This is a genomic window from Roseovarius albus (assembly GCF_900172335.1).
Lineage (GTDB): Bacteria > Pseudomonadota > Alphaproteobacteria > Rhodobacterales > Rhodobacteraceae > Roseovarius > Roseovarius albus.
The window spans coordinates 13,506-32,069 of sequence record NZ_FWFX01000008.1 but is presented as its reverse complement, the minus strand read 5'-3'; the positions used below and the strand labels follow the sequence as shown (position 1 = coordinate 32,069).

21 protein-coding genes and 1 pseudogene are annotated in these 18,564 nt (G+C 52.0%); 7 read left to right on the top strand and 15 right to left on the bottom strand.

The window, feature by feature from the left end:
* The first annotated feature begins 9 nt into the window (after positions 1 to 9).
* The 5 genes from rapZ to ROA7450_RS12960 all read left to right on the top strand — a co-directional run bounded on the left by rapZ (position 10) and on the right by ROA7450_RS12960 (position 3,849).
* A complete protein-coding gene (gene rapZ / locus ROA7450_RS12980) occupies positions 10 to 909 on the top strand; it encodes an RNase adapter RapZ (protein WP_085806283.1) in 900 nt (299 codons plus the stop codon).
* Between the two features lie 47 nt (positions 910 to 956).
* A complete protein-coding gene (locus ROA7450_RS12975; RefSeq protein ID WP_085806282.1) occupies positions 957 to 1,349 on the top strand; it encodes a PTS sugar transporter subunit IIA in 393 nt (130 codons plus the stop codon).
* A 29-nt stretch (positions 1,350 to 1,378) separates the two neighbouring features.
* Entirely contained in the window at positions 1,379 to 1,648 is a 270-nt protein-coding gene (locus tag ROA7450_RS12970) for an HPr family phosphocarrier protein (protein WP_085806281.1), read from the top strand.
* Positions 1,649 to 1,683: 35 nt separating this feature from the next.
* Positions 1,684 to 2,583 carry a lysophospholipid acyltransferase family protein gene (locus tag ROA7450_RS12965; protein WP_085806280.1) on the top strand — a complete coding sequence of 300 codons (900 nt, stop codon included), beginning with the start codon at positions 1,684 to 1,686 and terminating at the stop codon, positions 2,581 to 2,583.
* A 222-nt stretch (positions 2,584 to 2,805) separates the two neighbouring features.
* Positions 2,806 to 3,849 (top strand): linear amide C-N hydrolase, encoded by a 1,044-nt coding sequence (locus tag ROA7450_RS12960; protein WP_143534447.1) that lies wholly within the window; start codon positions 2,806 to 2,808, stop codon positions 3,847 to 3,849.
* A gap of 97 nt (positions 3,850 to 3,946) precedes the next feature.
* Here ROA7450_RS12960 and ROA7450_RS12955 read toward each other — a convergent pair whose 3' ends face one another.
* The gene (locus ROA7450_RS12955) at positions 3,947 to 4,822 is read right to left on the bottom strand and encodes a 3-hydroxybutyryl-CoA dehydrogenase (protein ID WP_085806428.1); all 876 of its coding nucleotides are present in this window, start codon (positions 4,820 to 4,822) and stop codon (positions 3,947 to 3,949) included.
* Between the two features lie 148 nt (positions 4,823 to 4,970).
* On the opposite strand from ROA7450_RS12955, the gene ROA7450_RS12950 reads away from it, so the two are divergent.
* Together ROA7450_RS12950 and ROA7450_RS12945 are read left to right on the top strand one after the other, a co-directional pair.
* Positions 4,971 to 5,801, top strand: coding sequence for a DUF6473 family protein (locus ROA7450_RS12950; RefSeq protein WP_085806278.1), 831 nt, complete (start codon positions 4,971 to 4,973; stop codon positions 5,799 to 5,801).
* 174 nt (positions 5,802 to 5,975) lie between these two features.
* Positions 5,976 to 6,365: a VOC family protein gene (locus ROA7450_RS12945; protein ID WP_085806277.1), complete on the top strand. Its 390-nt coding sequence runs from the start codon at positions 5,976 to 5,978 to the stop codon at positions 6,363 to 6,365.
* Between the two features lie 70 nt (positions 6,366 to 6,435).
* Here the strand turns inward: ROA7450_RS12945 and ROA7450_RS12940 are convergent, their stop codons facing one another.
* The 14 genes and pseudogenes from ROA7450_RS12940 to ROA7450_RS21525 form a co-directional block, all read right to left on the bottom strand.
* On the bottom strand, positions 6,436 to 7,362 hold the full coding sequence (locus ROA7450_RS12940; RefSeq protein ID WP_085806276.1) for an electron transfer flavoprotein subunit alpha/FixB family protein: 927 nt from the start codon (positions 7,360 to 7,362) through the stop codon (positions 6,436 to 6,438).
* On the bottom strand, positions 7,362 to 8,120 hold the full coding sequence (locus ROA7450_RS12935) for an electron transfer flavoprotein subunit beta/FixA family protein (RefSeq protein ID WP_085806427.1): 759 nt from the start codon (positions 8,118 to 8,120) through the stop codon (positions 7,362 to 7,364). Before ROA7450_RS12935 ends, ROA7450_RS12940 begins: the two co-directional genes overlap by 1 nt.
* Before the next feature lie 169 nt (positions 8,121 to 8,289).
* The gene (locus ROA7450_RS12930; RefSeq protein WP_085806275.1) at positions 8,290 to 8,862 is read right to left on the bottom strand and encodes a cob(I)yrinic acid a,c-diamide adenosyltransferase; all 573 of its coding nucleotides are present in this window, start codon (positions 8,860 to 8,862) and stop codon (positions 8,290 to 8,292) included.
* Positions 8,863 to 8,866: 4 nt separating this feature from the next.
* Entirely contained in the window at positions 8,867 to 9,073 is a 207-nt protein-coding gene (locus ROA7450_RS12925) for a twin transmembrane helix small protein (RefSeq protein WP_085806274.1), read from the bottom strand.
* Positions 9,074 to 9,173: 100 nt separating this feature from the next.
* Entirely contained in the window at positions 9,174 to 9,899 is a 726-nt protein-coding gene (locus ROA7450_RS12920) for an alpha/beta hydrolase (RefSeq protein WP_085806273.1), read from the bottom strand.
* Positions 9,900 to 10,048: 149 nt separating this feature from the next.
* The gene (locus tag ROA7450_RS12915; protein WP_085806272.1) at positions 10,049 to 10,231 is read right to left on the bottom strand and encodes a hypothetical protein; all 183 of its coding nucleotides are present in this window, start codon (positions 10,229 to 10,231) and stop codon (positions 10,049 to 10,051) included.
* Positions 10,232 to 10,504: 273 nt separating this feature from the next.
* Positions 10,505 to 11,602, bottom strand: coding sequence for a sugar-transfer associated ATP-grasp domain-containing protein (locus ROA7450_RS12910; RefSeq protein WP_085806271.1), 1,098 nt, complete (start codon positions 11,600 to 11,602; stop codon positions 10,505 to 10,507).
* A gap of 131 nt (positions 11,603 to 11,733) precedes the next feature.
* Positions 11,734 to 12,894, bottom strand: coding sequence for a sugar-transfer associated ATP-grasp domain-containing protein (locus tag ROA7450_RS12905; protein WP_085806270.1), 1,161 nt, complete (start codon positions 12,892 to 12,894; stop codon positions 11,734 to 11,736).
* Between the two features lie 68 nt (positions 12,895 to 12,962).
* Positions 12,963 to 14,126: a sugar-transfer associated ATP-grasp domain-containing protein gene (locus ROA7450_RS12900; protein WP_159454044.1), complete on the bottom strand. Its 1,164-nt coding sequence runs from the start codon at positions 14,124 to 14,126 to the stop codon at positions 12,963 to 12,965.
* 77 nt (positions 14,127 to 14,203) lie between these two features.
* Positions 14,204 to 15,364 carry a sugar-transfer associated ATP-grasp domain-containing protein gene (locus ROA7450_RS12895; RefSeq protein WP_085806268.1) on the bottom strand — a complete coding sequence of 387 codons (1,161 nt, stop codon included), beginning with the start codon at positions 15,362 to 15,364 and terminating at the stop codon, positions 14,204 to 14,206.
* Positions 15,365 to 15,465: 101 nt separating this feature from the next.
* On the bottom strand, positions 15,466 to 16,617 hold the full coding sequence (locus ROA7450_RS12890; RefSeq protein ID WP_085806267.1) for a sugar-transfer associated ATP-grasp domain-containing protein: 1,152 nt from the start codon (positions 16,615 to 16,617) through the stop codon (positions 15,466 to 15,468).
* A gap of 230 nt (positions 16,618 to 16,847) precedes the next feature.
* Entirely contained in the window at positions 16,848 to 17,453 is a 606-nt protein-coding gene (locus tag ROA7450_RS12885) for a sugar-transfer associated ATP-grasp domain-containing protein (RefSeq protein ID WP_268808464.1), read from the bottom strand.
* Between the two features lie 27 nt (positions 17,454 to 17,480).
* The gene (locus tag ROA7450_RS12880; protein ID WP_085806265.1) at positions 17,481 to 17,942 is read right to left on the bottom strand and encodes a hypothetical protein; all 462 of its coding nucleotides are present in this window, start codon (positions 17,940 to 17,942) and stop codon (positions 17,481 to 17,483) included.
* 161 nt (positions 17,943 to 18,103) lie between these two features.
* Positions 18,104 to 18,442 (bottom strand): annotated as a pseudogene (locus ROA7450_RS21525) (sugar-transfer associated ATP-grasp domain-containing protein); the annotation flags it as partial.
* Between the last annotated feature and the right edge of the window lie 122 nt (positions 18,443 to 18,564).

The following is an 18,564-nucleotide window of genomic DNA, read 5'->3' as shown; positions in this document are numbered from 1 at the left end:
CGCTATGACATGACGGATGCTTCACAAGCTGGTGAGGGCCTGGCCAAGGCACGTCTGGTGCTTGTGACCGGGCCTTCAGGTGCTGGTCGCTCCACCGCTATTCGTGCGCTCGAAGATATGGGGTATGAAGCGATCGATAATGTGCCGCTGTCCTTGCTGCCGCGACTTTTGGATGGCCCGGCACCAGATCGGCCAATCGTTCTGGGCATTGATACCCGCAATCGCGACTTTTCCACCAGTGCAATAATCGAGGCCATTGATCACGTCGGACGCATGGCGAATGCGGCGATGCAGGTTTTGTATCTCGATTGTACGGCTGAGGTTCTATTGCGCCGGTTTTCTGAAACCCGTCGTCGTCACCCTTTGGCCCCAGCAGAACGCCCCGAAGCCGGGATCGCCAAGGAGTTTGATCTGCTCGGCCCGATCCGGGCGCGGGCGGATCTGCTGCTCGAGACGTCCGAGCTGTCCCCGCATGAGCTGCGGGCAGAGCTTGATTTGTGGTTTGCTCCCCGGTCAGAAGGGCGCCGCCTAGCTGTGTCCATTCATTCGTTTTCCTACAAGCGTGGCCTGCCGCGTGGACTCGATATGATGTATGATTGTAGGTTTCTGCGAAATCCTTATTGGGATGCGCAGCTTCGCAAAAAAAATGGCTGTGATCCGGATGTTCAAACCTACATCGGGCAAGATGAACGCTTTGACAGTTTCAGCACTCGAGTCTCGGAAATGGCCAAATTTCTGCTTCCAGCGTACGAGGCCGAAGGCAAAGCCTACCTTTCGATTGGCTTTGGATGTACCGGAGGGCAACACCGGAGTGTCACAATGGCAGAAACTTTGGCGCAAACCCTTGCAGAAGAGGGGTGGCAGGTGTCAATTAGGCATCGCGAGTTGGAACGTCATGGGATGACCTGAAGAGGGCCACCTGATCCAATGAATTGGACTCTGGGAGCAAAAGAACAGTGATCGGAATCGTGATCGTTGCACATGGTGGGTTGGCAGGCGAATATCTGCGCGCGATTGAGCATGTGGTTGGGCAACAACCCGGTATTCAGGCCATCACAATTGAGAAAGATCACGACCGAGCCGCCAAACAGACTGAAATTAGTCAGGCGGCAGATTCAGTTGATACCGGGGATGGTGTCGTGGTCGCTACCGACATATTTGGTGGCTCCCCCTCTAATCTGTCACTGTCAGCCTGCCAGGCCAAGAACCGCTGCGTCGTTTATGGCGTCAGCCTGCCCTTGCTGATTAAACTGGCAAAGTCCCGCCACAAGACCCTGCCCGAGGCGGTTAACGCTGCGCTGGAAGCAGGACGCAAGTATATGAATAGCTATAATGTTTCAGCCGAATAAGACAGAAAGTTTAGACCTTGATAACTGAAATGATTTCTCGACAAATGGATATAGTAAATGAAAAGGGTCTGCACGCCCGCGCGGCGGCCAAGTTCGTTGAAGTGGTCGAAGGGTTTGATGCCTACGCCACTGTGACTTTGAATGGACAATCCACCGGCGGAGACAGCATTATGGGGCTTTTGATGTTGGCAGCCTCCAAAGGAACGACTATTGACGTGCAAATCTCGGGCCCGGACGCGGGGCCGCTCGCGGATGCGGTGCAGGCTCTGATCGCAGACAGGTTCGGCGAAGAGATGTAGGGACGCGCAGGCGCGACAAGCTGGGGACAGATCAAGTGGCGGAAAACGGAAAGGATCAGCTGGACAGTGCCCAGACGGGTGATGCTGAGTATGTGACCTTTACCCAATATAATCGCCGCAGTCTGACCTATGCGAATTCCTTCGATAGCCCGATGACAGCCTTCGTCATTCGCACCCTTGAATGGTTCAGCGGGAAAATTTCGATTTTCCGGATGATCCGGCAATTTGAGAAACGCGGTGCCCCGGCAGGGCAGGCGTTTTGGCGTGCAGTTCTCGATACCATGGGCATTGATCTGCTCACACCGGAAGATGAGCTCGACAATATACCTTTGGACGGGCCGGTTGTGGTGGTGGCAAACCATCCGCATGGGTTGGTCGATGGTATGATTCTTGCTGATCTGATCGGTCGTCGCCGCACCGACTACAAGATCCTGACCCGCGCCTTGCTGACTGGGATTGATGAGGTTGCCACTTCCTACATGATTGCGGTGCCCTTTCCGCATGAACCTGATGTGCAACGCAAATCGGTTGAGATGCGGGCCAAGGCGATGGCGCATCTGAAAGAGGGCGGTGTCGTTACCGTCTTCCCGTCGGGTGTCGTGGCCTCGTCCGACACGCTGTTCGGCCCGGCGATTGAGCGTGAATGGGCGGTCTTCACCGCGCAGATGATCCGCCGCTCCAAAGCCAAGGTTGTGCCGATCTATTTCCCCGGCTCGAATTCGCGCGTCTACCAGATGGCCAACCGCATCTCGGCCACCCTGCGCCAGAGCTTCTTGCTGCACGAAGTGGTCAAGAGCTGCAATAAGCCACAAAAGCCTGTGGTTGGCGCACCGATTTCAGATGAACAGATGAAGCTTCTGGAAACCGACCCCCGCGGCTTTATGGCCTGGCTACGTGAACACACGCTGGCGCTTGGGGAAGAGAACGCGTCTTAAACAACTATTTAATTAGAAAACTTGGTCAAATGACTGATTTGAGCGCAAATTGATTGATGCTGCGCTTTAAACGAATGGCGGCTTTTCGCGACCCAACATGAGTAACCTTTTCTAAACTTCTAGTTTGATGATACCGTTTGACGAAGAAATAGTGGCAAGATTCAATGCCGCTAAACATTTGAATAAGCCAAGTTTGTACCCAGCTTGATGAAAGGAATTTCAATGAAGACCAAGATTGAACCGTTTGTGCTTTTGGTCGGCGTTTGCACTGCCTTGTCCATCGTATCCTCAGCTCAGGCTTGCACTAGATTTGTCTACAAGAGCGGGTCAGACACATATTTTACTGGTCGCAGTTTGGATTGGTTTGAAGACGTCGACTCAGATTTTTGGGTTTTCCCCCGCGGGATGGAACGCGACGGCGGTCTGGGTGACGGCAGTATCGAGTGGGTATCACAATACGGCTCTGTCATCCTGTCGGGCTATGACATCGGATCGGTGGATGGCATGAATGAGGTCGGGCTGGTTGCAAACCTGCTTTACCTCTCTGAATCCGACTACGGAGAGGCCGAGGGCAAGGCCATTCTTTCTGTTGGTGCCTGGGCGCAGTTTGCGCTCGACAACTATGCAACTGTGGCGGAAGCGGTGGAGGGCCTGTCGTCTGAGCCTTTTGCGCTCATCGCGCCTCCTCTTCCTGACGGAAATGCAGCTGGGCTGCATCTGTCGCTTTCAGACGCTACGGGTGACTCCGCAATTTTCGAATATCTCGATGGAGAGCTTGTTGTTCATCACGGTCCTGAATTCACAGTAATGACCAACTCACCTCCGTTCGATGAACAACTGGCACTTACAGCGTATTGGGAGCAAGTCGGCGGGCTGTCCATGTTACCCGGAACAAACCGAGCTGCGGACCGGTTTATTCGTGCTTCGTTTTATCTGGGTGCAGTACCTGAATTTGAAGATGTTCGAATGGCGACTTCTGCTGCGTTTTCTATCATCCGAAATGCTTCCGTGCCCTTGGGCATTGCTGATCCGGACGCGCCGAATATTGCAACAACCGTCTGGCGGACGGTCATGGATCACGAGAACAAGCTGTACTACTTCGAGTCTGCAATCAGCCCGAATGTCTATTGGGTCGACCTGAACGCACTTGATTTCTCAGCCATTGACGCGCCTCTGAAGCTTGAACTTCGCGATCATCCTATTCTTACCGGCGATGTATCGGATCAGTTTGTGCCAGCCGAACCGTTTAAGTGGCTCGCGCCATAGATCACGAGAACGGCAAGACCCGACACTGCAGGCATAGACGCGAACGGCAGATTCGTCCGCATCGCAGCTATTAGCCATCAGCTCTCATCCCCGCCACTTATCGCGTCGGCACCGGCGTCTCTCCACGATAGTCATAGAATCCGCGCCCGGTTTTGCGGCCCAACCAGCCGGCTTCGACATATTTGGTCAGCAAAGGGCAGGGGCGGTATTTGGTATCCGCCAGCCCGTCGTGCAGCACGTTCATGATCGCCAGACAGGTGTCCAGCCCGATGAAATCGGCCAGCTCCAGCGGTCCCATAGGGTGGTTGGTGCCCAGTTTCATCGACACATCGATCGAGGTCACATTTCCAACCCCTTCATACAGCGTATAAACTGCCTCGTTGATCATCGGCATCAGGATGCGGTTAACTATAAAAGCCGGAAAGTCCTCGGATGTGGCAGAGGTTTTACCCAGTTTTTCGACAACGGCACTGCAAGCCTGAAAGGTCTCCTGATCGGTGGCAATGCCCCGGATCAGTTCGACCAGTTGCATGATCGGCACCGGGTTCATGAAGTGAAAGCCCATGAACTTTTCCGGCCGGTCCGTTCCGCTGGCCAGGCGGGTGATCGAGATCGATGAGGTGTTGGAGGTGAGAATCGTATGCGGTTCCAGATGTGGAACCAACTGTTCAAAGATTGATTGTTTCACGGCTTCGCGCTCGGTCGCGGATTCAATCACCAGATCGACCTGCCCCAGATCCGGCAATTGCACCGTGGGCTTGATCCGCGCCATCGCCGCCTTCATGTCATCAGCGGAGATCTTGTCGCGGCTGACCTGCCGTTCCAGATTGGAGTGGATCTTGGCCAACCCCTTTTCCAGCATGTCCTGACTGATGTCGTTGAGCATGACATCATAGCCCGCCAGCGCCATGACATGGGCAATCCCGTTGCCCATCTGACCCGCGCCCACAACACCGACCGTGCGAATTTCCATGACCCTGACCTCTTGTTCAATTGCCGCCACCATAGGCCCCGTTGGGCAGCGGCTGCAAGCAGGCTCATTCGTCTAAAATTGTCGCATTAGCGGTTTTGAAACCCAATGGATTGATTCTCTTCACCGGGTAACAAGTTGTGGTGGGAAGATGAGTTATGAAAAACTGGGGTTGGAGACCCTGAATTACGATCCATGCCGATATCCCGGTGCCAAACTTTTGTTTCGCGGGCCACGGCGCAGTTTGGAAGGCGACTACATTGCCTTTCTTGGTGGAACAGACACCTATGGCAAGTTCATTGCGCAGCCCTTTGCCGGCCTGATTGAGCGCGATACGGGTTTGCGATGTGTAAACTTTGGCTGGCCGAATGCCGGGGCAGATGTTTACCTCAAGGAGCCGGGTGTGTTGCAGCATGCCTCAAACGCGCAACTCACTGTGCTCCAACTCCCTTGCGCGCAGAACATGTCGAACCGGTTTTATCGCGTGCACCCCCGCCGCAATGACCGCTTTGTGCGGGCTTCAAAAAAGCTGCGAAAGTTGTACCCCGAAGTCGATTTTACAGAGTTCCACTTTGTCCGACATATGCTGCGGCACCTGCAAGCACTCTCATCCGAACGGTTTGAAGATGTGATTGAAGAACTGTCCGAGGCCTGGCCGCCACGTTTGCGTCTGCTACTCAGCCAGATCGACGCTCCGGTATTGCTGCTTTGGTTTTCTTTGCGCCGGCCAGAAGAGGATGAAACAAGCCTGCGGATCACGCATGATCCGGGCTTTGTCAGCCGGGACATGATCGAAGATCTGCGATCTGAGGTGGCGGATTTGATTGAGTTTCAGCCTAGCGAAACGGCCCGCAAAGCGGGGCAGGCGGGGATGGTGTTTTCCCAGATCGAGGCGCCAGCCGCTGCCGAGTTGATGGGCCCCACAGCCCACGTCGAGGTGGCGCAGTTGCTTGCGCCGGCCATCGTTGACCTGATCAAATAATCGTGAGGCCCGTAGAGATCGCATGAGGTTGACTAAGGTGTACTGATCGGTAAATATACGTAGCAACTGCCGTACACCCCTTCTGGTAGTTGTTACATATCAGGCGTTTCGAAACACGCAGGTCTGTCCCCCAACTGCCTGTTTCGGAACGCCACCTATTCTTGGAGACAGACAATGACAGTGGTCGATCACCTCAGCCTTGGTGCCAGCGATATAGCACAGGCCAGAACATTTTATGATGCGGTCTTGGGAACCCTGGGCGTATCTGCCCTTGCAGAAGGCGATGGCTTCGCAGCCTACGGAAAGGATCGCGTTGAGTTTCTGATCCTGCCACCCTTCGATGGGCAAGCTGCAACTGGTGGCAACGGCACACATGTGGCCTTTGCTGCCGCTTCCAAAGAACTGGTACGACAGGCCCATGTAGCTGGTCTGGCAGCAGGTGGCAGTGATGAAGGGTCTCCCGGCCCGCGTGAAGCCTATCCTATGCCTGTCTTCACCGCCTTCTTACGAGACCCTGAGGGAAACAAGGTGGAGATCATCCACAATGGGTTCAGCGCCGTCTAAATAAAAAGCCCGCCAAATTGGCGGGCTTTTCACTATCTGTGTAGGATGGGGTTACACCCCACCGAACATATTACAGCTTGTCTGTCAGCTCTGGAACGGCAGCAAACAGGTCAGCGACCAGACCGTAGTCAGAAACCTGGAAGATTGGAGCTTCTTCGTCTTTGTTGATTGCAACGATGACCTTGGAGTCTTTCATACCGGCCAAGTGCTGGATCGCACCGGAGATACCGATTGCAACGTACAGATCAGGCGCAACAACCTTACCGGTTTGACCAACCTGCCAGTCGTTCGGGGCATAGCCCGAGTCAACCGCCGCACGAGACGCGCCAACAGCCGCGCCCAGCTTGTCTGCCAGACCTTCGATCAGTTTGAAGTCGTCCTCGGAGCCAACACCACGGCCACCAGAAACAACAACACCAGCCGACGTCAGCTCTGGACGATCAGATGCAGCAACTTTGTCTTCAACCCATTCGGACAGGCCAGGGTTGGCAACAGCCGAGATGGCTTCAACAGCAGCCGAGCCGCCTTCGCCAGCGGCGTCAAAGGTTGCGGTCCGGAAGGACACAACTTTTTTTCCGTCTGAGGATTTGACAGTTTGGATCGCATTGCCCGCGTAGATTGGGCGCTCAAATGTGTTGGCATCGACAACGCCTGACGCGTCCGAGATGACCATCACATCCAACAGGGCCGCAACACGTGGCAGCACGTTTTTCGCGTCTGTGGTGGCAGGGGCTACGATGTGCTCGTAATCGCCAGCCAGAGATACGATCAGCGCCGCAGTTGGTTCCGCAAGGCGGTGACCCAGAGATGCGTCTTCGGCAACCAGCACTTTGGAAACGCCGTCGATTTTTGCAGCAGCTTCGCCTGCTGCAGCAGCAGTTGCGCCAGCAGCCAGTACGGTGATGTCACCCAATTGCTTGGCTGCGGTCACAGCTTTTGCAGTTGCATCCAATGCCAGTTCACCATCGGTGACTTCTGCGAGAAGAAGAACAGCCATTATACAGCCCCCGCTTCTTTGAGTTTCGCGACCAGCTCGTCAACCGAGCCAACGATTTCGCCTGCTTTACGCGCTTCTGGCTCGTCGGTTTTGACGACTTCCAAACGCGGTGTGACGTCGACGACGTAATCGGCGGCAGTTTTTTCGTCCAGCGGCTTTTTCTTCGCTTTCATGATGTTTGGCAGCGACGCATAGCGAGGTTCGTTCAAGCGCAGGTCAACCGAGATGATGGTTGGCATGCTAACCTTGATGGTCTGCAGGCCGCCGTCAACTTCGCGGGTAACGATTGCGTTGTCGCCGTCAATATCCAGACCAGAGGCAAAGGTGCCTTGCGACCAACCCAGCAGGGCTGACAGCATCTGACCCGTTGCGTTCATGTCATTGTCGATGGCTTGCTTGCCGGCCAAAACGATGCCGGGCTGCTCTTCTTCAACAACTTTCGCCAGGATCTTGGCAACGGCCAAAGGCTCGATGTCAGTGTGAACATCGTCTGCGGCGATAACCAGAATTGCGCGGTCCGCACCCATCGCCAGCGCGGTGCGCAGCGTTTCTTGGTTTTGCTTCACGCCGATCGAGACCGCGATGACCTCTTCAGCTTTTCCAGCCTCTTTCAGGCGGATGGCCTGTTCGACGGCAATCTCGTCGAATGGGTTCATCGACATTTTAACGTTCGCAAGATCAACACCGCTTCCGTCCGCTTTCACGCGTACTTTCACGTTATAGTCAATCACGCGTTTGACAGGCACGAGCACCTTCATTTGCATGGTCTCCTCATATGCATTGGAAGCCGCAATGCGACTCCCCCTCAAAGCTCTCTGGCGTGTTGATATAGATTCGTTTTGCCGGACAACAGTGTAAAATCGTCACGTTTACGCTTCATGGCGTCGTAAACGTTGATAACGACGCGTCACGGGACAGGGAATTGGCTCAGCGGTTGGCGCCGGGCACCCACAAAACGTCCTCGGTACCGTTGTTGTTGGCCATGCGGCCCGCCACGAAGAACCAGTCGCTTAAACGGTTAAGATACTTCACCGCAGCTGGGTTTACGCTTTCAATGGTGGACAGTTCCACCGCCAATCGTTCAGCACGCCGAGAGACAGTCCGACACAAGTGCAGATGCGCCGCCAAAGCTGATCCGCCAGGTAGGATAAAACTACGTAGAGGTTCGAGATTTACGTTCATTGCGTCAATCTCAGATTCCAATCGAGCGACCTGAGTGTCGTTAATTCGCAAGGGTGCATATTCCGCGTCGGCATCCTTTTCCATATCCGGGCGGCACAGATCTGCGCCAAGATCAAAAAGGTCGTTTTGAATGCGCGCCAACGACGTATCTACATCGCCTTCGGCCTGCAGACGAGACAGACCCACAGTCGAATTGACCTCATCCACCGTGCCATAGGCATTCACCCGGGCCGAATGCTTGGCAACACGGCTACCGTTGCCTAGTGCGGTTTCCCCGGCATCGCCGGTCTTGGTGTAAATCTTATTCAGAACGACCATGCGGTTATCCTCCCTGCCGGCGCAAAAATACAAAGGCCAGTATCAACAGGACTGCGATGAATTGTGCAATGATTCTCCAGCGCATGATCTTATTGGCGTATTTGCGGTTAAACTCGCCGCCCTTACCAAAGGTGCCAATGCCAAACAACAAGATGCAGGCCACAGCTCCGCAGGCCACAATGACCAGAAAGAATAAAGGATCGTCGCGCATGATGTTTCCTTTCGCAGCACGGTTGCCCCTCATCTAGCGGGCATGGCGCAAAAAGCGAACTGGAAAGATTGCCGCGCTCGGAAAGAACGTGTTCACGGATTCAGTTGGCCGAAAGCGACAGGAGCAGATCGGCGGTTAGCTTGGGGTGTGTGATCATCGCATCATGCGGGGCAGCTAATTTGTGTATTGGGATCCCAAGTTCCCGAACCCGCGTGCGCGCCGATGACAGCGGCTCGTACATGGGGTTGGTGCACATGATATAATCCGCTGGGATCCCGTTCATAACGGGATTTTTCAGGTGAAGCCTGTTTTCGTAGCTTGCAATTGGATGCGGTGTTAATTTTTGCTTCAGTTCAGACACTTGATCGGGTTCCGTTATACCAAAAGCTTCTGGCGGGGGCGGAGGATAGGCGATACCTCCACCGTAATTACTCACATAGTCGCGCCGGGCGGCCACCAAATCCGGGGCCATCGTGTCATAGATGGATTGGCCGCTTTCGATCCATAGTGCATCCAGATAGATCAGTCGGTTCAGACGCGCGCCAATTTGATCAGCGATGTAGGTCACGACCGATCCGCCAAAACTGTGCCCCACAAGGATGGCGTCCTGCAAATCTTCGTTGTCAATCAACTGGACAATGTCCTCTCCCATCTCCGCAATGTCTGTATGGCCCGTAAGGAGGTGGGCTCTGTCACCGAGACCACGCAGGGTTGGAGTGTAAACTCTGCAACCCACCGTGCGAAGGTGCGCTGCGACTTGATCCCAGCACCAGCCGCCATGACAAGCACCATGAATCAAAACAAAAGGTCCATAAGAATGTGGCATGAATACCTTCGCAAATGCAGCTTAGAATTGCCTGCAAGCTAAGAGACACGCGCACATTGAGCAAATAAAACGACAAATGAGCTTTTGAAACGGAAACGGTTAGTGCGCGGCGTCAGGTATCAAAAATTGCACATTGTCTTCACACACATTTAGGTGCCAACCGTAAGGCTTTGTAGATAAGTCAGCAATTTCTGGGTTAATGCCCCCACACCGCCTTCGACTCCCGAAAAAGCTGCAGCGGCAAGGCTGACAACGATAGCAGTCAACACGACCCAATCAACTGTGACAGCGCCAAGTTCATCTGCCCGAAATTTCTTTAAATAATTTTGCATGTTACCTGTTTAAATGATTGGAAGAACACAACTGATAAGTTGCACACGTTTGGGTTCCTGGTGAATTTAGTTTTCTGAATGCAATCTATTGGGGTTTTTCTTCTTGATGTCAATGCACACGAACTGGAGCGAAACCAAAGGTGCGATTGTTTTGAAAGTTTGAGAGACACCTTCTAACATTTTTGAGTATTTTGAACACGCTCAATGGCGGCAATACCGGCGATGGAGACGTTAGGTATCTAACTGTTTTCGAGACTTTGACTTCGCCCCTTGCTATTTTGGCAATTTTCTCTTGGGGGGTAGCATTGCGGCAGGCATTTGAATGCCTTCACTTTCAAACCGTGCCCGAAATTCCGGTGTCAAATAACCTTTGCCAAAGGCTTGTATCGTACGCGTGCCCCAATTGGGATTTCCCTCGATGATCATCGGGCCATCTTTTGTGATTGCGACGTCCCATCCGATGGCCCGCACACTTGGGAAGGCTTTAGCTGCCTTGACGCACAGTGCTACAACTTCATCCCAAAATGGAACCTCAAGGCCAACAAAATTCAACTTGCTGTCAGGGTGTTCCTCGACAAGTCCGCCCCCGAATTCCAGCGCGAAACGTCCTTGTTTGAGTGTGCCACTGTCGCGGTCAATCTCGATCAGCAAACCGCCCTTTGACCAATTGTCTATGATCGAGTCTGAGCGCCCAACACGTAAACGAACATGGTCTAGTTTTACAGACGTCCCCTCAGCGCTGCCATCCTGCAATAGTGGAACAAATGTCAGGGCACGGACGGTGTTAAGTGAGCTTGGGTTGAGCCGCGCCATATCCGGGTGTTGTTGTACTTTGACTTGCACTACCCAACCCTGCGATGCGTCACCTGAGATATCGGGTAGCCCAGCGAAGAATTTTTCAACGGAGTAAGGTTCACCCGCTATCATCGCGACCACATCGTTGGTGGCTGATTTTAAAAATGTGCCGCCGACAACGCCCTCACCACAGTCACCTGCGCGGGGCTTGAAAATGACTTCCAGAGGATCAGAATCTTTTAGAAAGTTCAGCAATTCGGAAGAAAATTGCGCTATGGTTGTCATGGAGCGACCATCACCCGTCATTCCAAAGACAGGATGCCATACGCCGATCAACTGGGGCGTGTTGATGCCAGATCCGTTCAAAAAATACTGCGCGGCAACTTTGTCCTTCAGGATCTCCTTTTGCGAACCGTTGAGCTTGTCGATGAATTGAGTGAAACAAAAATAATTCGACAAGTATGAGAAAATCTCACCTTCGGTTTTGTCTATCAATCCATAAAAGTCGATTTCATAATCATCGAAACCCGCATCACGTATCTGTTGACGTCTTATCGCGTCTTCCGTCGAGTTCATCAGCTCACCTTTTTCATCTTCGATACTAAATCAAGAGCCATTGATCATTCAAAGGTATTTGATCGCAGGTCAATAACCATTGTCGCGCTCGTTGCAACGCAGTTCGCCACAATGCAGCAAATGAATTGCCTTTACAGGCCAAGCTTGTTGCGTAGCTTGTACATCGTCCAAGATCGTTTCGACTGCCCCGGCAACGCTCTTTTTTTAGGTAATTGACGGGCAGGCATCGGGTCGCCCGACGCAGCATATCGTGCTCGACGTTCCGGGGTGAAATAACCCACATCATTCGCCTGAGGATTAAAGATCCCCCAGGGGCAGTTTCCCTCAATGATGAGAGGGCCTTCTTTGGTTATCGCAACATCCCAGCCCACGGATCTGACGCTTGGCAGTGCCTTTGCGAGACGCAGGCAAAGCTGCTTCGCTTCGTCCCAATAGGGCAGGACAAGGCCAGAAAAATGCAGATTATTATCTGGATGCTCCTCAAGAAACGCGCCGCCGTATTCTGGTGCAAATCGTCCTCGTCCAAGACGTCCAGTCTCTAGGTCGATCCGGATCATGACCCCGCCAGTGGACCAATTGTCAGAATTCGCCCCGGCCCGGCCGACGCGCAGGCAGGCATAGTCCAGTAAAACCTCGGGTGCGTTACCGGTGCCGTTTTGCGGTTTGGTAATATAAGTGCCGATCCTTAATGTATTGAGAGAACTTTCATTAAACCGGCCCATATCCGGATGCTGTTCGACTTTAACCTGAACAACCCAACCTTGTGAGGGCTTGCCGGCAATCGAATATGGCTCCTTGGGCAAACCTGCAAAAAACTGGTCCATCGATTGCGGCTGATTGTCGATGAGCGCTGCGACTTTTCCTCCCGATGTTTTCACAAAAGTCGCAGCAAAAATGTCATTCCCGCCCCCGCCATCACGTGGCTTGAAGATGAGATCCAATTGAGCTCTGCCCGACAGCAGATTCTCCAATTCAGATGTGAACTGTGCCACGGTCGTCATCGGCCGACCATCTCCGGTCACCCCAAAGATAGGATGCCAGACCCCGACCATCGTGGGGGTTGCCACATCAATTGCATTCAAAAAATGATGGGTTGCGATTTTGTCGCACAGAATTTCACGCTGCGCGCCATTGACCGTATGCAAGATATTCGAATGATAGAAAAAACTTGGAAGGTAGCTGCAAATCTCGTCTTCGGGTTTACCCATCAAATCGAAAAAGGTGATTTCCTTATCATCGAATCCCGCGTCACGTATTTGCTGATACTTTAACGCGTCTTTGATCGAATCCATGAAATCTACCCTTTATCAAAGATATAATTTGAGCGAGAATGAAATGACATTTGGTTCTTGTTTGAAGCCTAAATACCTATCTTCTTGCGCAGTTTATAAAGCGCCCAAGATTGCTTTGACATCCCAGGTAGCGCTCTTGTAGGCGGTAAAGTGGTCGCTGGCAGTGGGTCACCTGAAGCCTCATACATTGCCCGCCGAGCAGGGGTTAGATAACCAACGTCATATGACTGAGGTGCGCGTGTTCCCCAAGGGCAGTTGCCCTCAATGATCAAAGGGCCGCCTTCTGTAATAGCTACATCCCAACCCACTGTCCTGACGCTTGGAAGTGTCTTCGCAATGCGTAAACAAAGTGTGGCGGCTTCTTCCCACAATGGGAGTTTGAGGCCGACAAAGTGCAGTTTGCTATCAGGGTGCTCATCTGCATATGCCGCACCATACTCCAGCGCAAAACGACCGCGTTTCAAGCATCCAGTCTCAAGATCAACGTCAATTGATAAACCGCCTGTCGACATGTTGTCTGAGTTTGCCCCCTCACGCCCGACACGGAAGCAGGCGTAATCCAATATCACCTCGGATTTCTCGACGCCTTTGCCTTGCGGTTTGGTAATGAAAGTGCCTATCCGAAGGGTGTTCAGAGAACTGGCATTAAATTTGGCGATCTCTGGATGCTGTTCGACTTTGACCTGCACAACCCACCCTAGGGATGCCTCACCCGAGAGAATTGAATGAGGATCCTCTGGGAGTTTGGCAATAAAGGCGTCTACTGATTGGGGTTGGCCGCCGATCAGTGCAGCGATATCGCCATCTGATGTTTTAACAAATGATCCCGCGACAATGTATTGCCCGCTTCCTCCGTCTCGTGGCTTGAAAATTAGATCAATCTTATCTTCATCACTCAGCACGCTTTGTATTTCGGATTTGAATTGCTTTACGGTTGTCATGGGGCGACCATCACCGGTCATGCCAAATACTGGATCCCATACGCCAACCAATGTCGGAGTTTTGGCTCCAACCGAATTCAAATAGTGTTGCGACGCAATTTTATCTGCAAGAATGCGTCTCAGTTCGCTACATTGTACGGGGATGATTTTCCGAAAGAGAACGTGTGTCGATAAATAGGAACAAATTTCGTCTTCTGATTTGTCCATGAGCCCGAACATGGCAATTTCCGTGTCGGTGAAACCAGCGTCGCGTATCTGTTGATGTTTTAACGCGTCTTCGATCGAATCCATAAATTCTATCCTTGGTAGGTTCATCACTAAAGCAGGGCGGATCTAATTTTCTGCGACATTTGACGTATACTCAAAATCTAAACGCCCATTTTTTTGCGAAGCTTGTAGAGAGCCCAGGATTGCTTTGATTGTCCCGGCAGCGCTCGTCTCGGAGGCAATTGGGTCGATGGCATCGGATCGCCAGAGGACTCATACATCGCGCGCCGTTCTGGCGTCAGATACCCTTGATCATGAGCTTGGGGGGTAAGTGTTGCCCACCCACTATTGCCTTCGAGAATGAGAGGGCCGTCTTCGGCTATCGCCACGTCCCACCCTACTGATCTGACGCTTGGCAGAGTTTTCGCAGCACGCAAACAGAGTTCAATGGCCTCTTCCCAATAGGGGACTTTGTGGCCTGCAAAGGGTAATTTGCTGTCCGGATGCTCGTCTGCGTAGGCACCGCTAAATTCCAGAATATAGCGACCACGATTGAGAGTTCCGGTTTCAATATCTATATCGACCAGCAATCCACCTGTAGTACCGTTATCAGTACTGGAGCCTGCGCGCCCAACGCGTAAACATGCATAGTCCATCAATACCTCGGGCTCTCCAGTATCACCGCCTTGTGGGCGTGTAATAAATGTCCCGATTCGGATTGAATTGAGCGAGCTAGAATTGAAATATGCCAAGTCTGGGTGTTGCTTCACCCGGTGTTGAATCACCCAGCCCTGTGATGTCTCTCCATGAAACGAAAACGGATCTTCTGGCAGGCTCTCGATCAGAACGTCAATCGCTTCAGGCTTATCGTCAATAATGGCTGTGATATCCTCCGAGGGGGCTTTGGCAATTGTCGCAGCAACAATGTCTCGTCCGCACCCACCGGCACGAGGTTTGAAAATCAGGTCAATGTGATCCACATTTTTGAGTTGGGCTGAAAATTCTTCAATGAGCTGCTCAGTTGTCGTCATCGGGCGGCCATCCGCAGTCAGGCCAAATATAGGATGCCATACACCAATCAGCGTTGGCGTCGTAATGCCTGTTGCATCCAAGAAATGTTGCGCGGCGATCTTGTCAGACAAGATGTGCCTTTGTGCGCTGTTAACCGTTTCCAAAAGATTGGAGCGTTGGTAAAATATCGGGAGAAAGGTGCAAATCTCTTCCTCAGGTTTACTCATAAGGTCCAAAAAGGATATTTCTTTTTCGTTGAAGCCAAAGTCACGAATTTGCTGATACTTAAGCGCGTCTTCAATCGAGTCCATAACGTATATCCTCGGCAGGGGTGGCAATTGACCGGGGGTTACCGGGTTCTCAGAGTAATACAACTCTTAGTCACAATCTAAAGGCCCATTTATTGCGCAACTCATTTATTGCGCAACTGATAAAGCGCCCATGACAGTTTTGATTGCCCCGGTAATGCGCGTTTTTGCGGCAAGGTGGTCGGAGGCGTCGGATCGCCTGAGGCATCAAGTTTAGCGCGTCGTTCCGGTGTAAAGTAACCCTGACCATGCGCCTGAGGGGTGAGCACTGCCCATTCACTGTTCCCTTCAATGATGAGAGGTCCGTTTTCGGAAATGGCAACATCCCACCCTACAGACCTGACACTTGGCAGGGTTTTCGCAACACGCAGGCACAGGGCGATTGCCTCTTCCCAATATGGGACCTTGTGTCCTGTGAAGCGCTGTTTGCTGTCAGGGTGCTCTTCGGCAAAGTCACCGCTGTATTCAAGCGTATAGCGACCGCGATTGAGCTGACCCGTTTCGAGATCGATATCAACCAGCAATCCACCGGTTGTACCATTATCAGTACGCGATCCCGCGCGTCCAACTCGTAAGCAAGCATAGTCCAGTATCACATCAAGATCATCAACGTCGCCGTTCTGTGGGCGCGTGATATATGTCCCGATCCGGACCGTATTGAGAGAGCTTGAATTGAAGGATGCTAAATCCGGATGCTGTTTTACTCTGACCTGAATAACCCATCCCTGTGATGCCACGCCATGAATCGAAAACGGATCTTCGGGTAAACTGGCAAGGAACGTGTCGACAGGTTGAGGCTTGTTCTCAACGAAGACTGCTATGTTGCCGTCTTCTGCTTTGATAAATGTTGCCCCAACCACGTCTCGCCCGCCACCGCCAGCTCGTGGCTTGAATATCAGGTCAATCTGATCGGATGTCTGAATCAAGGTCGAAAGTTCAGATACGAGTTGCGCCACGGTTTTCATGGGGCGACCATCCGCAGTCAGGCCAAAAATCGGATGCCAAACACCAATCAGTTTTGGCGTGGCTATACCTGTTGCATTAAGAAAGTGGTGTGCCACCATCTTATCCGAAAGAACTTGCCTTTGGTTGCTGTTCAGCGTCTCACGGAAATTACATCTGAAAAAATAAGCCGGTAAGTAAGTACAGATTTCGTCTTCTGATTTGCTCATAAGATCCAGAAAGGATATTTCTTTGTCGTTGAAACCAGCATCACGTATTTGCTGATGCTTAAGCGCATACTCAATTGAATCCATAAACTCTATCCTTGGCAAATCAGCTAGCTTGGTGAGAATTGTCAGGTTTTCGAATAAAACCTTAATATGGTCAATAGCGAATGCACGTTTGGGTAGCGCGCGCTGTTTTTTGCCGTATTGAAACCGAAACACAATCCAACGGCGGCTGGATCGTGAGAAAAGCTAAAGGCCCAATTTTTTTCTCAACTTATAAAGCACCCAAGATGGTTTGGATTGTCCGGGCAATGCTCTTATGGGGGTAAGTGTGGAGCTGGCAAAGTGGCACCCGCGTCTTCGAGTCGCGCTCGGCGCTCGGGGTTTAGAAAGCCCGTGCCATACCCTTGGGGCAGGCGGGGTGCCCATGGACAGTTGCCCTCGATGATAAGTGGACCGTCATCAGTAATCGCTACATCCCACCCTACGGATCGGACACTAGGAAGAGCCATTGCAGTTCGAAAACACAGCTCGATCGCTTCTTCCCAATAGGGGATTTGGAAGCCGACAAATGGAAATTTGCTGTCGGGATGTTCATCTACAAAAGCGCCACCATGTTCTGGTGCATATCGCCCGCGTTTCAAGTAACCGGCTTCGTGATCGACTTCGATCATAAAACCGCCATTAGACAAATTGTCTGAACATGATCCAGCACGACCAGCGCGTACGCCGGCAAAATCCAACAGTACAGGTTCTACATCGGTTTTAATGCTGTGTGGGTGCGTTAGAAATGTGATCATGCGGATAGTATTAATCGAGCTTGGATTCAGGCGCGCCATCTCGGGGTGTTGTTTCAATCTGATTTGAATTATCCATCCCTGAGACTGAGAGCCAGAAATGATTGAGCGAGCGTCATCTGGCAATGCGTTGATGAAACTGGCGAGTGGCTGTTATTTACCGTCCATGAACACTGCGATTTCGCCATTTGATGCTTTGCTGAAAGTGGCTACAAAAATGTACTGGCCACCGCCTCCATCTCGTGGTTTGAAAATTAGATCAATTGCTTCTGTATTTTCCAGCAGGTTCCCGATCTCATAACTCAACTGCGCCACAGTCGTCATGGGGCGACCGTCCGCCGTCATACCAAACACAGAATCCCAGATGCCAATCAATATGGGTGTCCTGACGCCAAGCGCATTCAGCAGATGTTGCGCCGCAATTTTGTCGGACAGAATCTGTCTTTGTTGGCTGTTGACGGTGTTGCGGACATGGTGCTTATAGACGTGAGCAGGAAGATAGGTGCAAATCTCTTCTTCAGATTTGCTCATGAGGCCGTAAAACGGTATTTCCCGATCGTTGAAGCCATAGTCGCGTATTTGTTGATACTTTAGCGCATCATCTATCGAATCCATGATCTCTATCCCAGACCGCTATTTTGCATGCGTGTGAGTACTCATGACTTCGAAGAATTCAAGTCCTTAGCGAATTTCCGGGCTACGCTCCGCCTTTCTGCAGATTTTATCACATCCGAAAAAAGCGGTGCATTCCGATGTTATTAGAGCTTTGACAGCGCTCAAAGACGGAAGGTCAATTTTTTGCGCAGAGTGTATAGCGCCCAAGAAAGTCTTGTCTGCCCCGGCAACGATCTTATTGGAGGTAACTTGGTTGCGGTTGTTGGATCTCCTAAAGATTCATAGTACGCACGTCGCTCAGGTGTGAAATAGCCCTTAAGAAGCATCTGGGGGACGTGCACATCCCACTGGGTATTGCCCTCAACAATAAGGGGGCCTTCTTCGGTAACGGCGACGTCCCACGCAATTGATCTAACGTTTGGGAAGGACTTAGCCGCTTGTAAACACATCGCGACTGTTTCGGTCCAAAAAGGCATCTTTAGGCCAACGAACTTTACTTTTGAATCAGGGTGTTATGTTGCAAATGCACCACCGTGTGTCATTGAAAAGCGGCCATGATTTAGGCAGCCAGTTTCGCGGTCGATTTCTATCATCACCCCTCCGGTTGCCCAATTGTCTGTAT

Excerpts from the sequence above, each read along its gene's own strand:
- rapZ (WP_085806283.1), top strand. The coding sequence starts at position 10 with ATGACGGATGCTTCACAAGCTGGTGAGGGCCTGGCCAAGGCACGTCTG.
- ROA7450_RS12970 (WP_085806281.1), top strand. The coding sequence starts at position 1,379 with ATGATTTCTCGACAAATGGATATAGTAAATGAAAAGGGTCTGCACGCC.
- ROA7450_RS12960 (WP_143534447.1), top strand. The coding sequence starts at position 2,806 with ATGAAGACCAAGATTGAACCGTTTGTGCTTTTGGTCGGCGTTTGCACT.
- ROA7450_RS12955 (WP_085806428.1), bottom strand. The coding sequence starts at position 4,822 with ATGGAAATTCGCACGGTCGGTGTTGTGGGCGCGGGTCAGATGGGCAAC.
- ROA7450_RS12950 (WP_085806278.1), top strand. The coding sequence starts at position 4,971 with ATGAGTTATGAAAAACTGGGGTTGGAGACCCTGAATTACGATCCATGC.
- ROA7450_RS12945 (WP_085806277.1), top strand. The coding sequence starts at position 5,976 with ATGACAGTGGTCGATCACCTCAGCCTTGGTGCCAGCGATATAGCACAG.
- ROA7450_RS12940 (WP_085806276.1), bottom strand. The coding sequence starts at position 7,362 with ATGGCTGTTCTTCTTCTCGCAGAAGTCACCGATGGTGAACTGGCATTG.
- ROA7450_RS12935 (WP_085806427.1), bottom strand. The coding sequence starts at position 8,120 with ATGAAGGTGCTCGTGCCTGTCAAACGCGTGATTGACTATAACGTGAAA.
- ROA7450_RS12930 (WP_085806275.1), bottom strand. The coding sequence starts at position 8,862 with ATGGTCGTTCTGAATAAGATTTACACCAAGACCGGCGATGCCGGGGAA.
- ROA7450_RS12925 (WP_085806274.1), bottom strand. The coding sequence starts at position 9,073 with ATGCGCGACGATCCTTTATTCTTTCTGGTCATTGTGGCCTGCGGAGCT.
- ROA7450_RS12920 (WP_085806273.1), bottom strand. The coding sequence starts at position 9,899 with ATGCCACATTCTTATGGACCTTTTGTTTTGATTCATGGTGCTTGTCAT.
- ROA7450_RS12915 (WP_085806272.1), bottom strand. The coding sequence starts at position 10,231 with ATGCAAAATTATTTAAAGAAATTTCGGGCAGATGAACTTGGCGCTGTC.
- ROA7450_RS12910 (WP_085806271.1), bottom strand. The coding sequence starts at position 11,602 with ATGAACTCGACGGAAGACGCGATAAGACGTCAACAGATACGTGATGCG.
- ROA7450_RS12905 (WP_085806270.1), bottom strand. The coding sequence starts at position 12,894 with ATGGATTCGATCAAAGACGCGTTAAAGTATCAGCAAATACGTGACGCG.
- ROA7450_RS12900 (WP_159454044.1), bottom strand. The coding sequence starts at position 14,126 with ATGGATTCGATCGAAGACGCGTTAAAACATCAACAGATACGCGACGCT.
- ROA7450_RS12895 (WP_085806268.1), bottom strand. The coding sequence starts at position 15,364 with ATGGACTCGATTGAAGACGCGCTTAAGTATCAGCAAATTCGTGACTTT.
- ROA7450_RS12890 (WP_085806267.1), bottom strand. The coding sequence starts at position 16,617 with ATGGATTCAATTGAGTATGCGCTTAAGCATCAGCAAATACGTGATGCT.
- ROA7450_RS12880 (WP_085806265.1), bottom strand. The coding sequence starts at position 17,942 with ATGGATTCGATAGATGATGCGCTAAAGTATCAACAAATACGCGACTAT.